We start from the raw sequence: 14,817 nt of genomic DNA on the forward strand, positions 1-14,817 counted from the left end.
GATTGAACACCATCTACAATCTAGCAATGGAAAATCGAGGATTCATAAAACATGTCATATAAAGCACCAAATTTTTCACTAAGTGATATAAACTTATTCACTTATGAACCAAAAACATACAATTTTCATCAAGCTTGTCATTTTTACGGTGCTTTTGAATAGCTGTGGAGAAGAAACTAAGCTAGTAAATCCCATCGAAGAATTGAGTCTTACATTGGTTGACTCTATTGTCGTTGAAGCGTTATCCCCACTCAATCTTTTTGATTTGAACCTTACTGCCGATAGGGCCCTAATGGTCGGTCGCAACAAGTCAGTGTATTTGACTGATTTGAAGGGGGAGATTATTAAGGAATTTAAATTGGCACATGATGGCCCAGATGGGGTAGGAGCCAATGGTGCTTTTGGCTACAAGTTCTTAGATGACAATCGCTTTGTAGCCCAAGGGTTTATCAATCACTATTTTGTTTATGATTTTGAAGGGAATCAAATTTTCAAGAGCCCTTATCATACCATGGATGTTCATAGGCTTGTGATTTACAGGAATAGAACGATCTTTCATCCTTTCATGCACAATGGAAAGATGAAGATTTTGGGAGAGGATCATAATTTCTTCACAGATGATGAAATGAATCCAAGTAAAGTTGGCCTAGATTTTTATAAAAAGATCAGCAATATCTATCAATATGACTTAGAGTCCGAAAAGTTGGAGATTTTGGATGCGTTTCCTGAAACTTGGGAGCCTAGAGTCAGTGAGCGATTTGTTGGAAGCAAGCTATCGATGATCAGTCTTAATAGTACCAAGAAATCATTTGCTTTGATGCCCATCCAAGGCTCTCAGCTTTACATTTATGATTTAGGAGATGAAATCGAACTCAAGCATGAAGTGAAATTAAATCACCCTGAAAGACCAGATTTTCCACCAACCATTTCTTTGGAGAGTTCTCCGCAAGATTACAATGATTATCCTGCTATCAATAATGTGCTTTTCGCTGGAGATTATGGACTTGTCCAGTTTTTTTCCACAATTCCCAAAAGTAAAATGGAAGAGCTCCGTGCGATATCAGAACAGTATTTAGCTACTCCAGAATACAAAGAAGCAAGCAAACAATATATTAGGCCATATTATATTGTTTTTAAGAATAATATTCAAATAGGAGTGATCAATGAATTACCTGTGGATGGTACCATCGAAAGCTTGGACAGCGATGGGTATATATACATCAATGATAACATCAGTCCTAAAGTGGAGCGTGACTACAATGTCTTTTACAAAGTGAAAATAGATCACTAAAATCTGCTGACCTTTCAGGTTTATATCGACTGACGATGAGTTGTTAGAAATAATCGAGTGAAACCTGGAAGGTTTATTGCTACTATAAATCAATTGAATACGACATTCTCTTGCAGATTTCAGGTAAATAATAAAAAAAATGCCGGGTGAGTGAAGCCCGGCATTTGTGGTTGTAGTGATAGTTGGTTTAGTATTTTGTTATACTTTTTTCAAATATTGTGCCAAAAATTGATCAATCTATGTAGAAATTGATACCTATAGAAGGTTGGATCATGTTTAAAGGAGATCTTCTTACATTATAAATGAACTGACCATTTTCAACTCCATTAGGATCAGGCTCATAGCGTACGTCGTTTTTTGTAAGATAATCAAGAGGGCTAGTATGCTGATACATTAACCTTAGCTCAAGATTTCCTTTAATTTTTTCGCCAAGAGGAATAAATACCCCCCCACCGATTTGACTCATTCTAGCCCAAGAACCTAGGTCTTTTTCATTCTCTATAGGTTCTGCGGTAGCATTTTCTCGAATCTTATACCTGGTATAAGCATGAATGCCACCTACTTGAGCTTCTAGAAAAGGGAAAATGCTACCATATACTTCTGGGAAAAACCGAAATACCCCTGCTAAACTTAGTAAATTATTGTTTCTTCGGAGTCTCAACTCATCATTGAATCCTACATAGAGGTCATTTCGCTTTTCTAATGCTGTTCCATTGATTCCATAACCCACGCTGATACCTATTTCTACAGGTTGATTGGGTATCTGATAGTTTGTATATATGGCAAATTCTGGAGTTTGCAATCTTCCAGCAGCCGCAGCAAAGTCACCTGTAGCGATTCCATGTTTATATTGCATCCCCCAAATAAAGTCTTGCCCATATAAACTAATGCTTAAAAACGATAAGGCTATTAACAATAATTGTTTTTTCATGAATCATTTTCTTAAGATCAATTATACCAACGTATCCATAAGGATAACGTTTAATTTGTTTTTCAACTTCAATTGGTTACTTTAGAGATCTAGTTATTTTGATTCGGGTTTAGTTTTTATAGAGTAGAAGCTGCTCATTTAGTTAATGATAGAAAGACTTTTCTGATTTTGTGTGTCAGCTTAAAGATTTTAGGCATTTCATTTGATAAGGCATCTCAGAGAAGAAGCAGGTGTTATGCTTTGGTTTTTTAATGTTACAGATAGGGATTTATTAATTGTTGAAAGTGATTTTGTATCATGTGCTACTGTCAAGTAGTGCATTCTTTCAGTTTATGGTTTTAGGGGGTTTCCGTAAAAGTTTTCGGGGATTATTATTCAAATTTTCTGATGCATCGAACTGCATGATGAATACTATCAGCATTCATTTTTCATAGCTACCGAATAAGAGATTTCTTAATTCTTGAAGGTAATCGATATGGAATGAAGGGTGAAGTGATTTTTCGATTTTGCTTGGTGCATTAGACTCTTAGTTGGAGTCCAGAGACCACAAAAAAAACGGGGCGTTTCCGAAAAGCCATAAGAGTAGGAAAATCTAACTTTATTAAAATGAAAAAAAATTTAGCTGAATTCTTCGGTACTTTTTGGTTGGTACTTGGAGGTTGTGGTAGTGCAGTTTTGGCTGCGGGTTTCCCAGAAGTTGGGATAGGTCTAGTAGGGGTTTCATTAGCCTTTGGTTTGACAGTATTGACCATAGCATATGCTCTGGGCCACATTTCAGGTGCTCATCTCAATCCGGCTGTTACGATTGGCCTATGGGCAGGAGGCAGGATTGAAGCGAAGGACATTTTACCTTATCTTGTTTTTCAAGTTTTGGGAGCGGTGGCAGCGGCAGGTGTGCTGTATGTCATAGTCACAGGAAATGGAAGTGAGATTGGTGGGTTTGCTGCTAATGGATATGGAGAACACTCACCAGGGGGCTACAGCATGACAGCAGCTATAGTTACCGAGCTTGTCATGACCTTCATGTTTTTGATTATCATTTTAGGAGCCACAGATAGCAAAGCTCCCGCTGGATTTGCAGGTCTTGCGATAGGTTTGGGATTGACATTGATCCATTTGATCAGTATTCCTGTGACCAATACCTCAGTGAATCCTGCCAGAAGTATCAGTCAAGCACTTTTTGTAGGCGACTGGGCATTGGCTCAACTTTGGCTATTTATCTTGATTCCTATAGTTGGTGCAGTGCTAGCCGGCATGGTTTACAAGTATTTAAGTTCTGAATAAAACTAATCTCAGGTTTTTAAGAGAAGTCTCTTGATTGATCGTAAAAGATTTGATCAAGAGACTTTTTTGTGCTAATTTATCCTTAGGATTCATTTTTGAACAGGAAATTCCTTGAAAAATTAGGTAAATACAGAATTTTCTAACTTTTTTTGATGAATACTTGCATTATAATGTTTCCTGAATTTACTTTGTGACATCCTTTCACTTTTTGAGTGTTAGGATTTATACAGAAGAGGCGAAAGACAGGCTTTATGACCCTCTGGCAACCTGGAAAATCCAAGGTGCCAATTCCTGCCGAAAGAGAATATCCTCTCTCGGAAATATAAATTCTTAACAAGATGATTTATATTCCACGTTTACAATTTACGCACAATCCTTCAAACAATGCTGCTCATGCAAGTAGACCTCTAGTCTATATGCTGGTCTGTTTGATGTGTAGGTGATTTTTGACACACCTCCTTGTTGCTCCTAAGTAGCAGAAATTACGAAATAGGAGTTTTCCCATATGACAATTATATCAAACCTATAAAACCTATCAATTATGTCCACTAATTTCAGATTTGAAACCCTACAATTACATGCAGGTCAGAGCCCAGATACCGCAACTAATTCTAGGGCTGTCCCAATTTATCAAACCACTTCATATGTGTTCAATTCTGCCGAACATGGTGCTAATCTATTTGCACTAAAAGAGTTTGGAAATATCTACACCAGGATCATGAATCCTACCACAGATGTCTTCGAGCAGCGTATAGCGGCTTTGGAAGGCGGAGTATCTGCGGTGGCTACAGCCTCTGGACAGGCAGCTCAATTTTTGGCATTGAACAATATTCTTCAGGCAGGTGAGAACTTTGTCTCTACATCATTTCTTTATGGAGGCTCATACAATCAATTCAAGGTAGCTTTTAAGAGAATCGGCATCGAAGCAAGATTTGCTTCGGGGGATTCGGTAGAGGACTTTGAGAAGTTAATCGATGAAAAAACCAAAGCCATTTACCTTGAAACAATCGGAAATCCTGAATTTAATATTCCTGATTTTGAGGCCATTGCTGCATTGGCCAAAAAGCACGACATACCTCTCGTAGTAGACAATACATTTGGTGCAGGGGGCTATTTGTTCAATCCAATCAAGCATGGAGCCAATGTGGTGACTGCCTCAGCTACCAAATGGATAGGTGGTCATGGGACTTCTATAGGTGGAGTAATTGTGGATGGAGGTAATTTCAATTGGGGAAATGGTAAGTTCCCTCAGTTTTCAGAGCCATCAGAGGGTTATCATGGATTAAAATTTTGGGAAGTTTTTGGAGAAAATAACCCTCTCGGGCTGCCAAATGTTGCTTTTGCGATCCGTGCACGAGTAGAAGGTTTAAGGGATTTTGGGCCTGCACTTAGCCCATTCAATTCATTTCTCCTCCTTCAGGGCTTGGAGACACTTTCACTTCGTGTGCAACGTACGGTGGACAATGCACTAGCACTTGCGGAGTGGTTAGAATCCCATCCGCAAGTACAAAAAGTGAATTATCCAGGCTTGAAATCATCACCTTACCATGATTTGGCTAAGAAGTATTTGACAAGAGGATTTGGCGGAGTGCTTAGTTTCGAGCTGAAGGGTGATAAAGAGAATGCCTCCAAATTCATCAATGAATTGAATTTGATATCCCACCTGGCAAATGTGGGAGATGCAAAAACGCTCATCATACAGCCATCAGCCACTACTCATCAGCAGCTTAGTGATGAGGAGCAGCTTGCGGCAGGAGTGACTCCCACTTTGTTGAGGATTTCTCTCGGTATAGAACATATTGAAGATATCAAAGAAGATCTTCAGCAAGCATTTTCTAAAATCAACGGATAAGAACAGCTACCAGAATCTGTTCATCAAAAATCATCAATGAATCTAGCAAGCCCTCATTTAATAGTAGATATGGCGCAGGAAACCTTTACTTACGAAGGTGAATTTCAGCTGGAATCTGGAGAGACTCTATCAGGTTTCCAGTTAACTTACACGGCACAAGGTCACCTTACTTCATCAAAAGATAATGTGATATGGGTAATACATGCCTTGACTGGAGATGCCAATGTGAATCAATGGTGGCCGGGATTGATAGGAGAGGATCAGTTTTTTGATCCCACCCGTCACTATATTATCTGCGCAAACTTGCTTGGGTCATGCTATGGATCTACCAGTCCGCTCAGCACAAATCCTAAGACTGGAAAAGCATATTATTATGACTTTCCTAGCTTGACCACGAGGGATATGGCCAATGCTTTGGACCTTCTCCGAGCACATTTGGGAATCAACCAGATCAATACCTTGATTGGTGGATCACTTGGTGGACAAGTGGGGCTTGAATGGGCTTATTTACTTCAAGAGAAAGTCAAATACACCATCATATTAGCGTCTAATGCCAAGGCTTCACCTTGGATAATAGGCTTTAATGAATCTCAAAGAATGGCCATTTCTGCCGATCAGACTTGGGGAAGAAGGGAGAAGGATGCAGGTAAAAAAGGACTCGAAGCCGCAAGGGCCATAGCTATGTTGACTTATAGACACCCAGAAAATTTTGCAGAAAGGCAATCAGATAGTGAAGGGACTTTAGATCATTTCAGAGCAAGTACTTACTTGAATTATCAAGGGAAAAAGCTTGCAGATCGATTCAATGCCTACTCTTACTGGGTACTCACCAAAGCCATGGATAGCCATGATTTGGGCAGAGGTCGAGAAAATGTAGCCCATGCTTTGGCAAGGATTCCTTCCAAGGTTTTGGCAATAGGAGTGGACAAAGATTTACTCTTTCTCAAGGAAGAGTCCCAGTATGTAGCCAATAAGGTCAGTCGTGGAACTTACCGAGAGATTCAGTCTACGTATGGTCATGATGCATTTTTGATAGAATATGGACAGTTGAATTATATCCTTACCTCATTTTACCTTGAAAACAATGAATAAAAGAATTGGTTTGTTTGGATTTGGAGTAGTAGGACAGGGCTATTACCAAATCGCCAAAAAACACAAAGAACAGTGGACCCCTGATACCATCGTAGTGAAAAACAAATTCAAAAGAAGGGCTTTTGATCTTAAGTTTTCATACAATCCCCAAGAAGTATTTGATAAGAATCCTGATTATATATTGGAATTGATTTCAGATACAAATGAGGCCTATGAGTATGTTACCGAAGCACTCAAAAGAGGCATCACGGTAATTTCAGCAAATAAGAAGCTGCTTTCGGCCCACTTGCCTGAATTGATTCAGTTGCAGCGAGTATTTGGAGGAAAGCTACTGTATGAAGCTGCCGCCGCCGCGGGCATTCCTGTGATTACTACTTTAGAGACACATTTTGAAGAAGATGAGATCATTTCCTTGGAAGGGATTTTGAATGGTTCATCGAACTACATACTATCTAGAATTTTCAATAATGGTCTCAATTTCTCCGAAGCACTAAGACTTGCACAGCAAAAGGGCTTTGCTGAATCAGATCCAAAGTTTGATATCAATGGAAGTGATGTAGCCAGTAAATTGAATATCCTTGGACTCCATGCATTTGGAAAGTTCATAGGTGAAGAGCAGATTCCTACTTTTGGTATTCAGCATTTGGGAGAAGAAGAAATTGCACTGGCCAAAAGGCTTGGATTGAAGATAAAGCTAATAGCCAAAGCTGAAAGGGATTATAGAGGCATAGCTGCTCATATCTTACCTACTTTGGTAGAAGAGCATAATCCTTTTTACGGTGTAGAAAACGAATATAATGCAGTAAAAATTGTCTCAGAACACTTACAAGAGCAATTCTATCAAGGTAAAGGTGCTGGGAGTCTTCCTACAGGAGCTGCTGTGTATGGAGATTTGATCAAAGCAAAAAATGGATTTGGGTACAGCTACTCCAAAGTGAATTTTGATAAACCACTAGATGAGAAATTACTCAATTTGGGTGTAAGAGTTTTGATTAAAAGTAAAGCTGCAGCATTGATTGATTCAGTACTTTTCTCACCAGAGCTCACTCATCAGATCGATGGTGTGATCTTCGCTGTGGGTAAAATCAAGCCAAAAAACTTCAATAAACTCAATGAGTCAGGTGAAGTGTCTATTTTGGCTTTGCCTGATAATTATGCTGTTGAAAGCATTGAGGCTGGATTGAAGACCATTCAAAATGCTGGAGAAGTCGTTTGATTTTGTTTACAAAATTAAACTTTTAAATAAGACTCTTTTGTGCCTTTGTGATATTGGAGCTTTCTAATATATCACAAAGGCACTAAGGGAATTATAAAGATTGAGCATCTAGTCTTCGAAGATAACTTATCTAGTAGAGGCTATTTTACTTTGGTCCATTCCACTGATTTGCCAGCTAAGGAGATGCCAATATATCCTCTTACATCTATCGTTTTATCGTCTTTTTTCTTGATCGTACAAGAGTAGGTTTTTCCACTGGAAGGGTCATAAATAGTCCCATTTTCCCATACCTTACCATTCCATTCAAAATCGCTTAGTAGCTCAAGACCTTGGATAGGTTGACCTCTCTTCGATTTATCAGAATTGTTTTCATCTACCTTTGGTTTTCCATTCTCATTGGGTTCTTTAAGCCATACAATTTTGCCGCTATATTTATTACCTGATTTGAAAATCTTGATTTTCGCATCTTTTTCTGTAGTATACCATTCGCCTAAGATATCATCTGCGTTTTGCGCAAAAGATAATGAAGTCATAAACAGGCTAAAAAGAATTAAAAATGACGGGAAGATTAAATTTTTCATGATGTTAGTTTTAGTTATACTTCATACAATACGGATTGAGACAAATTAGTTTTATTAATTTTTAAAAAAATCGGATATTCGCCAATCAAAATACTTGAAGTGAGAGATTTTAGGATAAGGTTAGGCAAGCAAAATTTGGAATTGATTCTTCTGCCAGAGCGAGTGATTTACATCCCAAGCTGGGGTGCTTTATTGATTGCGGATACTCATTTTGGAAAGGCGGGACATTTTAGAAAAGCAGGAATTCCCATTCCAGAAGCTCTCCATGAAGAGGATTTGGCAAAGTTGTCTACCCTTATAAGGGAGTTTGGGATTAGTGATATTTATTTTTTGGGTGATTTATTTCATTCTGAACTCAATGATTCCTGGTGGACTTTGATGGAATTCACACAACAGCATGAAAGAGTAACGTTTCATTTGATAATGGGAAATCATGATATTTTGCCAGCATCTTGCTATCAGCATCAGCAATGGAAGGTATACGATGAGGGACTGATCAAGGAAAATTTTATTTTGACTCATGAACCTTTAGAAAATGTGCCTGACGGTTTTATCAACGTATGTGGTCATATTCATCCTGGTCTGACATTGCGAGGAAAAGGAAAGCAAAAAATGACTTTGCCATGCTTTTACTATAACAATCAGAGGTTGGTATTGCCCGCTTACGGAAGATTTACAGGACTTGTTGGAATGCAAGGCACTTCAGAGGATCAATTTTTCGTTATAGCAAATGATAAGATTGTAGAATTTTCTCCAGTTTAGCAGCTAACCTGATACATTTGTGAATGTATTTTGGGTTTAAAATAGAATAAGATTGGTTATCTACCATAAGCTGATTAATTTTGGCCAAATCTCATGGCAAAATAAGGCAGCATGATGAGCAAAAAAATATTTAAGCTTTAAAAGCTATATGAAAGGCAGATCAAGGAAAAAGACAAAAGTCGGAAAGTTTAAATTTATTTCAGTTCTATTTAGCACTACTTTGTCTCTTTTTATAGTAGGCTTGTTTGGAGTGATTTTTATCCAAGCGAAGTCATTGACTAAAATGATAAGAGAAAATATTGAGGTGCAAGTTTTTTTGAATAAAAACATAACAGATGCGAGAAAAGCGGAGATTGGCAAGCAATTAGAAGCCAAACCGTATGTACTAAAGAAGGAGACTGGAAGTTCGCTTACTTATATTTCACAAGAGGCTGCTGCGGAGAGTTTTTTGGAAGATACGGGAGAGGATTTTACAAAGTTCCTAAATGACAACCCACTGAGAGATAGCTATACCCTTGCCATAGCAGAGGAATTTCAAACTCCCGAGGAAATAGAAGAGATTGTGACTGCTATACAGGATATGGATGGTGTGTTTGAGGTGACTTATATGTCTGATTTGGTGGAGTCTATCAATGAAAACCTGCTGAAGGTCAGCTTGATCATGGGAGGGTTTATAGTCATACTTATCATCACCGTAGTCATGTTGATCAATAATACCATTCGATTAGCCTTATTTTCACAACGCTTTTTGATCAGAAGTATGCAGTTGGTCGGTGCTACGCGAGGATTCATCAGAAGGCCATTTCTCACTAGAGCATTTTTCTTTGGAGCTTTGTCTGGTTTATTGGCGTCAGCAGTACTTTATGGGATTTTGGAATACACCAAAGCGAATATTGATGGATTAGCCATGCTTCAGAATTATGAGTTGCTATACATTCTTTTCGCGGGGCTGGTTTTGGCTGGTGCATTACTTTCACTGTTCAGTACCTTGAGAGCAGTTAATAAATATTTGAACATGTCTTTAGACGAATTATATTAAAAATATGAACAATCACCATCCTTTTCCATTCAAACGGAAAAATTACATCCTCATGCTTATAGGGATCGCGATAATAGTAGCAGGATTTACTATTATTGGATTGGATCCAGTACAACACGGTTTTGGTTTTATGGGCTTGACCTTAGGACCAATCGTTGTTTTAGCGGGTTTTATTTTTGAGTTTTACGCTATTTTCCACAAAGCAGAATAGAAGATACATGGACATTATAGATGCGATAATCCTTGGGATTATTCAAGGTTTGACAGAATTTTTGCCTGTAAGCTCAAGTGGGCATTTGGAATTGGGAGCTGCGATATTGGGAGACTCCAAGTTACCCGAAGAGAGTATGATGTTCTCAGTGATTCTTCATTTTGCTACAGCATTGGCTACGATAGTGGTTTTTAGAAAAGATATAGCAGAGATCCTTAGAGGATTATTTCAGTTTCAATGGAATGAAGAAACTAGATTTTCCTTGAAGATTGTGTTGTCGATGATACCAGCTGCGATTGTTGGTGTGTTTTTCAATGATCAGTTGGAGCAGTTCTTTGGAGGGAAAATTGTATTTGTGGGATGCATGTTGTTATTGACTGCCTTATTGCTATTCTTGGCAGACAAAGCCAAAAATACAGACAAGCCAGTGGGATTTATAGAAGCAATCATCGTTGGTATTGCCCAAGCTATTGCGATTTTACCTGGGATATCTAGATCAGGTGCGACCATCTCAACATCAGTATTACTGGGTATTGACAAAGCAAAAGCAGCTAGATTTTCATTTTTGATGGTAGTTCCCTTGATTTTAGGGAAGATTGCAAAGGATCTTCTAGATGGTGGATTGGCTTACAATTCGGATAGTTTTGGATATTTATCAGCTGGTTTTATTGCAGCTTTTGTAGCAGGTTATTTTGCTTGTACTTGGATGATCGCTTTGGTAAGAAGAAGCAAGCTTACTTACTTCTCTATTTATTGTTTGATCGTAGGCCTGATTGCCATCGGAGCCGGAATGATGAGATAAGATGCAAGAAAAAGAACCATATGGAGAAGTTTTTTTGATCAACAAGCCCCTAGAGTGGACATCATTTGATGTGGTCAAGAAAGTAAGAAATGCATTGAAAATAAAGAAGGTAGGACATGCTGGAACATTGGATCCCTTAGCTACTGGTCTTTTGATAGTATGTGCAGGAAAACAAACCAAAAGTATAGAGCAGTATATGGGCCAAGAAAAGGAGTATACTGGAACTTTTGTTTTGGGTAAAACTACTGAGAGTTTTGACGGAGAAAAAGAAATCGTAGAGGTGGCAGATCCATATCACCTTACCCTAGAAGATGTAAAGAAATCTGCCGCAAAGCTTACTGGGGAGATCATGCAAGTACCACCTATGCACTCCGCTATCAAAATCGATGGAAAGCGTGTCTACGAATCCGCCAGGAAGGGAATTGATGTTAAAATAGAAGCTAGACCAGTTACCGTATCAGCCTTTGAGATTACTCGTTTTGAGCTTCCAGAAATTGATTTTAGAATCGTTTGTTCTAAAGGAACATACATCAGAAGTATAGCTAGAGATCTGGGAGAAGCACTTGAGGTTGGTGCATATATGTCAGCTTTGTGCAGAACAAGAATTGGTGAATTTTTGTTGAATGATGCATTAGAACTCCCCGATTTGATTACCAAAATTAAAGCACGCCTCGATGAGGATATTTGAAGGAATAAACAATTTTGTGAGCGTAAACAATCCCGTAGTCACGAGTGGGACTTTTGATGGTGTACATTTGGGTCACCAAAAAATTTTAAAAAGAATCAGGAATATTGCAGATGATATAGGAGGGGAGACTGTTTTGATTACTTTTTGGCCTCATCCACGATTGGTGCTTTACCCCAAAGAACACAATTTGTTGCTACTCTCTACCTTCGAAGAAAAAGCCAAATTTCTCCAAGAAGCAGGGGTGGATCACTTGTTGACCATTCCATTTACCAAAGAATTTTCACAATTGAGTTCAGATGAATTTATTCAAAAAATCATCATTGATACAATTCAAACTCGTAAATTGGTCATAGGATACGATCATAGATTTGGCAAAAATAGAGAGGGAAGTTTTGAATTTCTGAAATCTAATATTGCTCAATATCCATTTGAATTGGAAGAAATCTCGCGCCAAGATGTTGATGATGTAGGAGTTTCTAGTACCAAAATTAGAGCCGCACTATGGGAGGGAAAAGTGCAAGTGGCCAATGAGTATCTTGGAAGACCCTACGAGCTCAATGGAATAATTATCAAAGGCCAACAATTGGGAAGATCCATAGGTTTTCCTACAGCGAATGTACATGTTCCCAATGATTATAAACTCATACCATGTGACGGTGCTTATGCCGTGAGAGTCATTGTCGAAGGCAATACTTTTGATGGAATGCTCAACATTGGTCATAGACCCACCGTAAACGGTAGTAGCAGATCCATAGAAGTAAACCTTTTCAACTTTGATGGGAATCTTTATGATAAGCGAGTGTGTGTAAAATTGATGTCGTATCTGAGAGCTGAGGTCAAATTCGAAAGTCTTCAGGCACTCAAATCCCAGCTCAATAGAGACAAATCGCAAGCAATGGAAATACTTACCCATATATAACCAATACATTATGATTAATAAAACAGTCAAAAATGCCCAAGAAGCAGTTCAAGATGTTTTCTCAAATGCTGTCTTGATGTTTGGAGGTTTTGGATTGTCAGGAATACCTGAGAATAGCATCCAAGCCCTTTTAGCGATGAATATCAACGGTCTGACATGTATTTCAAACAATGCAGGCGTGGATGATTTCGGTATAGGTTTGATGTTGCAAAAGCGAATGGTCAAGAAAATGATCTCTAGCTATGTTGGAGAAAATGCAGAATTTGAAAGGCAGTTGTTGAGTGGGGAATTGGAGGTAGAACTCATTCCTCAAGGAACATTAGCAGAAAGGGTCAGGGCTGGTGGCGCTGGGATACCAGCTTTTTTTACACCTGCAGGAGTTGGGACAGAAGTAGCAGAGGGAAAAGAACTTCGTGAATTTGATGATAAATTGTACTTGTTGGAGAGGTGGTTGAAGGCAGACTTTGCTTTCGTCAAAGCTTGGAAGGGGGATACTGCGGGAAATCTCATATATAAAGGTACTGCACGTAATTTTAACCCCATGATGGCAGCGGCTGGCAAGATAACCATCGCAGAGGTGGAGGAGCTTGTTCCAGCAGGAGAGCTTGATCCCAATCAGATACATACACCAGGTATATATGTTCAAAGAATATTTCAAGGGAAAAATTACGAAAAAAGAATTGAACAAAGGACTGTAAGGAAGTGATAAGGTCCTTTGAGGGATTATAGTGAACAAAGGGCAGGAGAGTGCTTTTGATCATGTTGAAGTATAAAGGAAGGAAACGTTTTCAAAAATGAGGATGGATACTTTCATGGCAAGGAGCTTCTTAGATTAAGATTTCTCTACGGAGATTATAAATAAAATTCAATTTCCCAATCGAGTTTCAACTACAGATCTATCCAATTTTAACCCAATTCAAAGCATATATTTTCCACCATATTTCAAAAACACTTCCACAACTATAAATCAATATTTAAACCCAAATAAAACATTTTGCCATGCTTACTAAAGATCAAATTGCACAAAGAATTGCCAAAGAGGTAAAAGATGGCCAGTACATCAATCTTGGGATAGGAATTCCTACCTTGGTGGCTAATTATATACCAGATGATTTGGATGTGATTTTACAATCTGAAAATGGGTTATTAGGTATCGGGCCATTTCCAACCGAGGATCAAGTTGATCCAGATTTGATCAATGCAGGGAAGCAGACAATTACAATGACCAAAGGATCAGCGCTATTTAGTTCAGCTGAGTCTTTTGCTATGATAAGAGGAGGGCATGTCCAATTGACCATATTGGGAGCCATGGAGGTGTCAGAGAATGGAGATATTGCAAATTGGAAAATTCCTGGTAAAATGGTCAAAGGAATGGGAGGTGCTATGGATTTGGTGGCTTCTGCGGAGCGAATTATAGTAGCTATGCAGCATTGTAGTAAAAATGGTCAGTCAAAACTTTTGAAATCTTGTACACTTCCTATTACGGGCATACGATGTGTGGACATGATAGTATCAGATATGGCAGTACTTGAAGTTTTGCCTGAGGGAGGTTTTAAGCTGCTGGAAAGAGCTCCAGGTATTTCGGTAGAAGAGATAAAATCGAAAACAGAAGGGAAATTGATTATCGAAGGTGAGATACCAGAGATGAATTTTGCTAATTGAAATACCTGTCTTAGGCTTCTAAATCAAATCAATCAAAACTTGAAGGAACTCTGGGGCATCTTTTGTAGTTTTGTATCGTCAAATTAAACACGAATAAATGAAAAGTTCAGAGATAAAATTCATAGTCAATCTTGATGATAAAAATCTCCCTAAATCAATCAAATGGGATGCTTCTGACAAAGAGGGTGAGGGGGCAGAATCTACAAAAAGTATCAGCTTGAATGTGTGGGACAACCTCAATCACTCTACATTGAGGATCGATTTATGGACAGAAGATATGTCTGTAGTAGAAATGAAACGTTTTTACATAGATGCGCTTGGTGGTATGGCGCAAACAATCTTGAACGCAACAGGTGATGAATACATGTCAGAAGAGATGAAGGATTTGTGTGATAGGTTAGTGAAGCATGTCAACGAAGAAAATAAAAGGAATTCACAATAAATATTGATACATACTATTTCCTCATAAATCCATTTTGAGTATTTG

At 38.4% G+C, this 14,817-nt stretch carries 16 protein-coding genes and 1 riboswitch; of the genes, 14 read left to right on the plus strand and 2 right to left on the minus strand.

All coding sequences use genetic code 11. The features are described 5' to 3' along the window. The first annotated feature begins 103 nt into the window (after window positions 1-103). Window positions 104-1,291 (plus strand): hypothetical protein, encoded by a 1,188-nt coding sequence (locus tag MM214_RS07655; RefSeq protein WP_241294034.1) that lies wholly within the window; start codon window positions 104-106, stop codon window positions 1,289-1,291. Window positions 1,292-1,523: 232 nt separating this feature from the next. Here MM214_RS07655 and MM214_RS07660 read toward each other — a convergent pair whose 3' ends face one another. After that, window positions 1,524-2,222: a hypothetical protein gene (locus MM214_RS07660; protein WP_241294036.1), complete on the minus strand. Its 699-nt coding sequence runs from the start codon at window positions 2,220-2,222 to the stop codon at window positions 1,524-1,526. Between the two features lie 606 nt (window positions 2,223-2,828). On the opposite strand from MM214_RS07660, the gene aqpZ reads away from it, so the two are divergent. The 4 genes from aqpZ (at window position 2,829) to MM214_RS07680 (ending at window position 7,666) form a co-directional block, all read left to right on the plus strand. After that, window positions 2,829-3,506 (plus strand): aquaporin Z, encoded by a 678-nt coding sequence (aqpZ, locus tag MM214_RS07665; RefSeq protein ID WP_241294038.1) that lies wholly within the window; start codon window positions 2,829-2,831, stop codon window positions 3,504-3,506. A 219-nt stretch (window positions 3,507-3,725) separates the two neighbouring features. Continuing rightward, a riboswitch (SAM riboswitch) is annotated at window positions 3,726-3,835 on the plus strand. A gap of 212 nt (window positions 3,836-4,047) precedes the next feature. After that, a complete protein-coding gene (locus tag MM214_RS07670; protein ID WP_241294040.1) occupies window positions 4,048-5,358 on the plus strand; it encodes an O-acetylhomoserine aminocarboxypropyltransferase/cysteine synthase family protein in 1,311 nt (436 codons plus the stop codon). Between the two features lie 36 nt (window positions 5,359-5,394). Beyond that, the gene (locus MM214_RS07675; RefSeq protein WP_241294042.1) at window positions 5,395-6,450 is read left to right on the plus strand and encodes a homoserine O-acetyltransferase family protein; all 1,056 of its coding nucleotides are present in this window, start codon (window positions 5,395-5,397) and stop codon (window positions 6,448-6,450) included. Then, complete coding sequence (locus MM214_RS07680; RefSeq protein ID WP_241294044.1) at window positions 6,443-7,666, plus strand: homoserine dehydrogenase; 1,224 nt, start codon at window positions 6,443-6,445, stop codon at window positions 7,664-7,666. The genes MM214_RS07675 and MM214_RS07680 overlap by 8 nt, the downstream gene beginning before the upstream one ends. Before the next feature lie 140 nt (window positions 7,667-7,806). Here MM214_RS07680 and MM214_RS07685 read toward each other — a convergent pair whose 3' ends face one another. Next, window positions 7,807-8,247: a DUF2147 domain-containing protein gene (locus tag MM214_RS07685; protein WP_241294046.1), complete on the minus strand. Its 441-nt coding sequence runs from the start codon at window positions 8,245-8,247 to the stop codon at window positions 7,807-7,809. Window positions 8,248-8,346: 99 nt separating this feature from the next. On the opposite strand from MM214_RS07685, the gene pdeM reads away from it, so the two are divergent. The 9 genes from pdeM to gldC all read left to right on the plus strand — a co-directional run bounded on the left by pdeM (window position 8,347) and on the right by gldC (window position 14,772). Continuing rightward, window positions 8,347-9,009, plus strand: a complete 663-nt coding sequence (pdeM, locus tag MM214_RS07690; RefSeq protein ID WP_241294048.1) for a ligase-associated DNA damage response endonuclease PdeM — start codon at window positions 8,347-8,349, stop codon at window positions 9,007-9,009. A 148-nt stretch (window positions 9,010-9,157) separates the two neighbouring features. After that, entirely contained in the window at window positions 9,158-10,048 is an 891-nt protein-coding gene (locus MM214_RS07695; RefSeq protein WP_241294050.1) for a cell division protein FtsX, read from the plus strand. A gap of 4 nt (window positions 10,049-10,052) precedes the next feature. Continuing rightward, window positions 10,053-10,259 carry a DUF3098 domain-containing protein gene (locus MM214_RS07700; RefSeq protein WP_241294052.1) on the plus strand — a complete coding sequence of 69 codons (207 nt, stop codon included), beginning with the start codon at window positions 10,053-10,055 and terminating at the stop codon, window positions 10,257-10,259. Window positions 10,260-10,266: 7 nt separating this feature from the next. Beyond that, on the plus strand, window positions 10,267-11,061 hold the full coding sequence (locus tag MM214_RS07705) for an undecaprenyl-diphosphate phosphatase (protein WP_241294054.1): 795 nt from the start codon (window positions 10,267-10,269) through the stop codon (window positions 11,059-11,061). Window position 11,062: 1 nt separating this feature from the next. Further along, window positions 11,063-11,749: a tRNA pseudouridine(55) synthase TruB gene (gene truB / locus MM214_RS07710; RefSeq protein ID WP_241294056.1), complete on the plus strand. Its 687-nt coding sequence runs from the start codon at window positions 11,063-11,065 to the stop codon at window positions 11,747-11,749. Beyond that, window positions 11,736-12,668 carry a bifunctional riboflavin kinase/FAD synthetase gene (locus tag MM214_RS07715; RefSeq protein WP_241294058.1) on the plus strand — a complete coding sequence of 311 codons (933 nt, stop codon included), beginning with the start codon at window positions 11,736-11,738 and terminating at the stop codon, window positions 12,666-12,668. Before truB ends, MM214_RS07715 begins: the two co-directional genes overlap by 14 nt. Before the next feature lie 10 nt (window positions 12,669-12,678). Continuing rightward, on the plus strand, window positions 12,679-13,374 hold the full coding sequence (locus tag MM214_RS07720; RefSeq protein WP_241294060.1) for a CoA transferase subunit A: 696 nt from the start codon (window positions 12,679-12,681) through the stop codon (window positions 13,372-13,374). 293 nt (window positions 13,375-13,667) lie between these two features. Further along, entirely contained in the window at window positions 13,668-14,330 is a 663-nt protein-coding gene (locus tag MM214_RS07725; protein WP_241294062.1) for a CoA transferase subunit B, read from the plus strand. A 97-nt stretch (window positions 14,331-14,427) separates the two neighbouring features. Continuing rightward, on the plus strand, window positions 14,428-14,772 hold the full coding sequence (gldC, locus tag MM214_RS07730; RefSeq protein ID WP_241294064.1) for a gliding motility protein GldC: 345 nt from the start codon (window positions 14,428-14,430) through the stop codon (window positions 14,770-14,772). The last annotated feature ends 45 nt before the right edge of the window (window positions 14,773-14,817 follow it).

This window comes from Belliella kenyensis, from assembly GCF_022549675.1.
Lineage (GTDB): Bacteria > Bacteroidota > Bacteroidia > Cytophagales > Cyclobacteriaceae > Belliella > Belliella kenyensis.

What these genes read in the sequence shown, in the direction of transcription:
- MM214_RS07705 (WP_241294054.1), top strand. Translation starts at nt 10,267, where the DNA reads ATGGACATTATAGATGCGATAATCCTTGGGATTATTCAAGGTTTGACA.
- MM214_RS07655 (WP_241294034.1), top strand. Translation starts at nt 104, where the DNA reads ATGAACCAAAAACATACAATTTTCATCAAGCTTGTCATTTTTACGGTG.
- aqpZ (WP_241294038.1), top strand. Translation starts at nt 2,829, where the DNA reads ATGAAAAAAAATTTAGCTGAATTCTTCGGTACTTTTTGGTTGGTACTT.
- gldC (WP_241294064.1), top strand. Translation starts at nt 14,428, where the DNA reads ATGAAAAGTTCAGAGATAAAATTCATAGTCAATCTTGATGATAAAAAT.
- MM214_RS07695 (WP_241294050.1), top strand. Translation starts at nt 9,158, where the DNA reads ATGAAAGGCAGATCAAGGAAAAAGACAAAAGTCGGAAAGTTTAAATTT.
- MM214_RS07680 (WP_241294044.1), top strand. Translation starts at nt 6,443, where the DNA reads ATGAATAAAAGAATTGGTTTGTTTGGATTTGGAGTAGTAGGACAGGGC.
- MM214_RS07675 (WP_241294042.1), top strand. Translation starts at nt 5,395, where the DNA reads ATGAATCTAGCAAGCCCTCATTTAATAGTAGATATGGCGCAGGAAACC.
- MM214_RS07715 (WP_241294058.1), top strand. Translation starts at nt 11,736, where the DNA reads ATGAGGATATTTGAAGGAATAAACAATTTTGTGAGCGTAAACAATCCC.
- MM214_RS07720 (WP_241294060.1), top strand. Translation starts at nt 12,679, where the DNA reads ATGATTAATAAAACAGTCAAAAATGCCCAAGAAGCAGTTCAAGATGTT.
- MM214_RS07685 (WP_241294046.1), bottom strand. Translation starts at nt 8,247, where the DNA reads ATGAAAAATTTAATCTTCCCGTCATTTTTAATTCTTTTTAGCCTGTTT.
- MM214_RS07725 (WP_241294062.1), top strand. Translation starts at nt 13,668, where the DNA reads ATGCTTACTAAAGATCAAATTGCACAAAGAATTGCCAAAGAGGTAAAA.
- MM214_RS07670 (WP_241294040.1), top strand. Translation starts at nt 4,048, where the DNA reads ATGTCCACTAATTTCAGATTTGAAACCCTACAATTACATGCAGGTCAG.
- MM214_RS07660 (WP_241294036.1), bottom strand. Translation starts at nt 2,222, where the DNA reads ATGAAAAAACAATTATTGTTAATAGCCTTATCGTTTTTAAGCATTAGT.
- MM214_RS07700 (WP_241294052.1), top strand. Translation starts at nt 10,053, where the DNA reads ATGAACAATCACCATCCTTTTCCATTCAAACGGAAAAATTACATCCTC.
- truB (WP_241294056.1), top strand. Translation starts at nt 11,063, where the DNA reads ATGCAAGAAAAAGAACCATATGGAGAAGTTTTTTTGATCAACAAGCCC.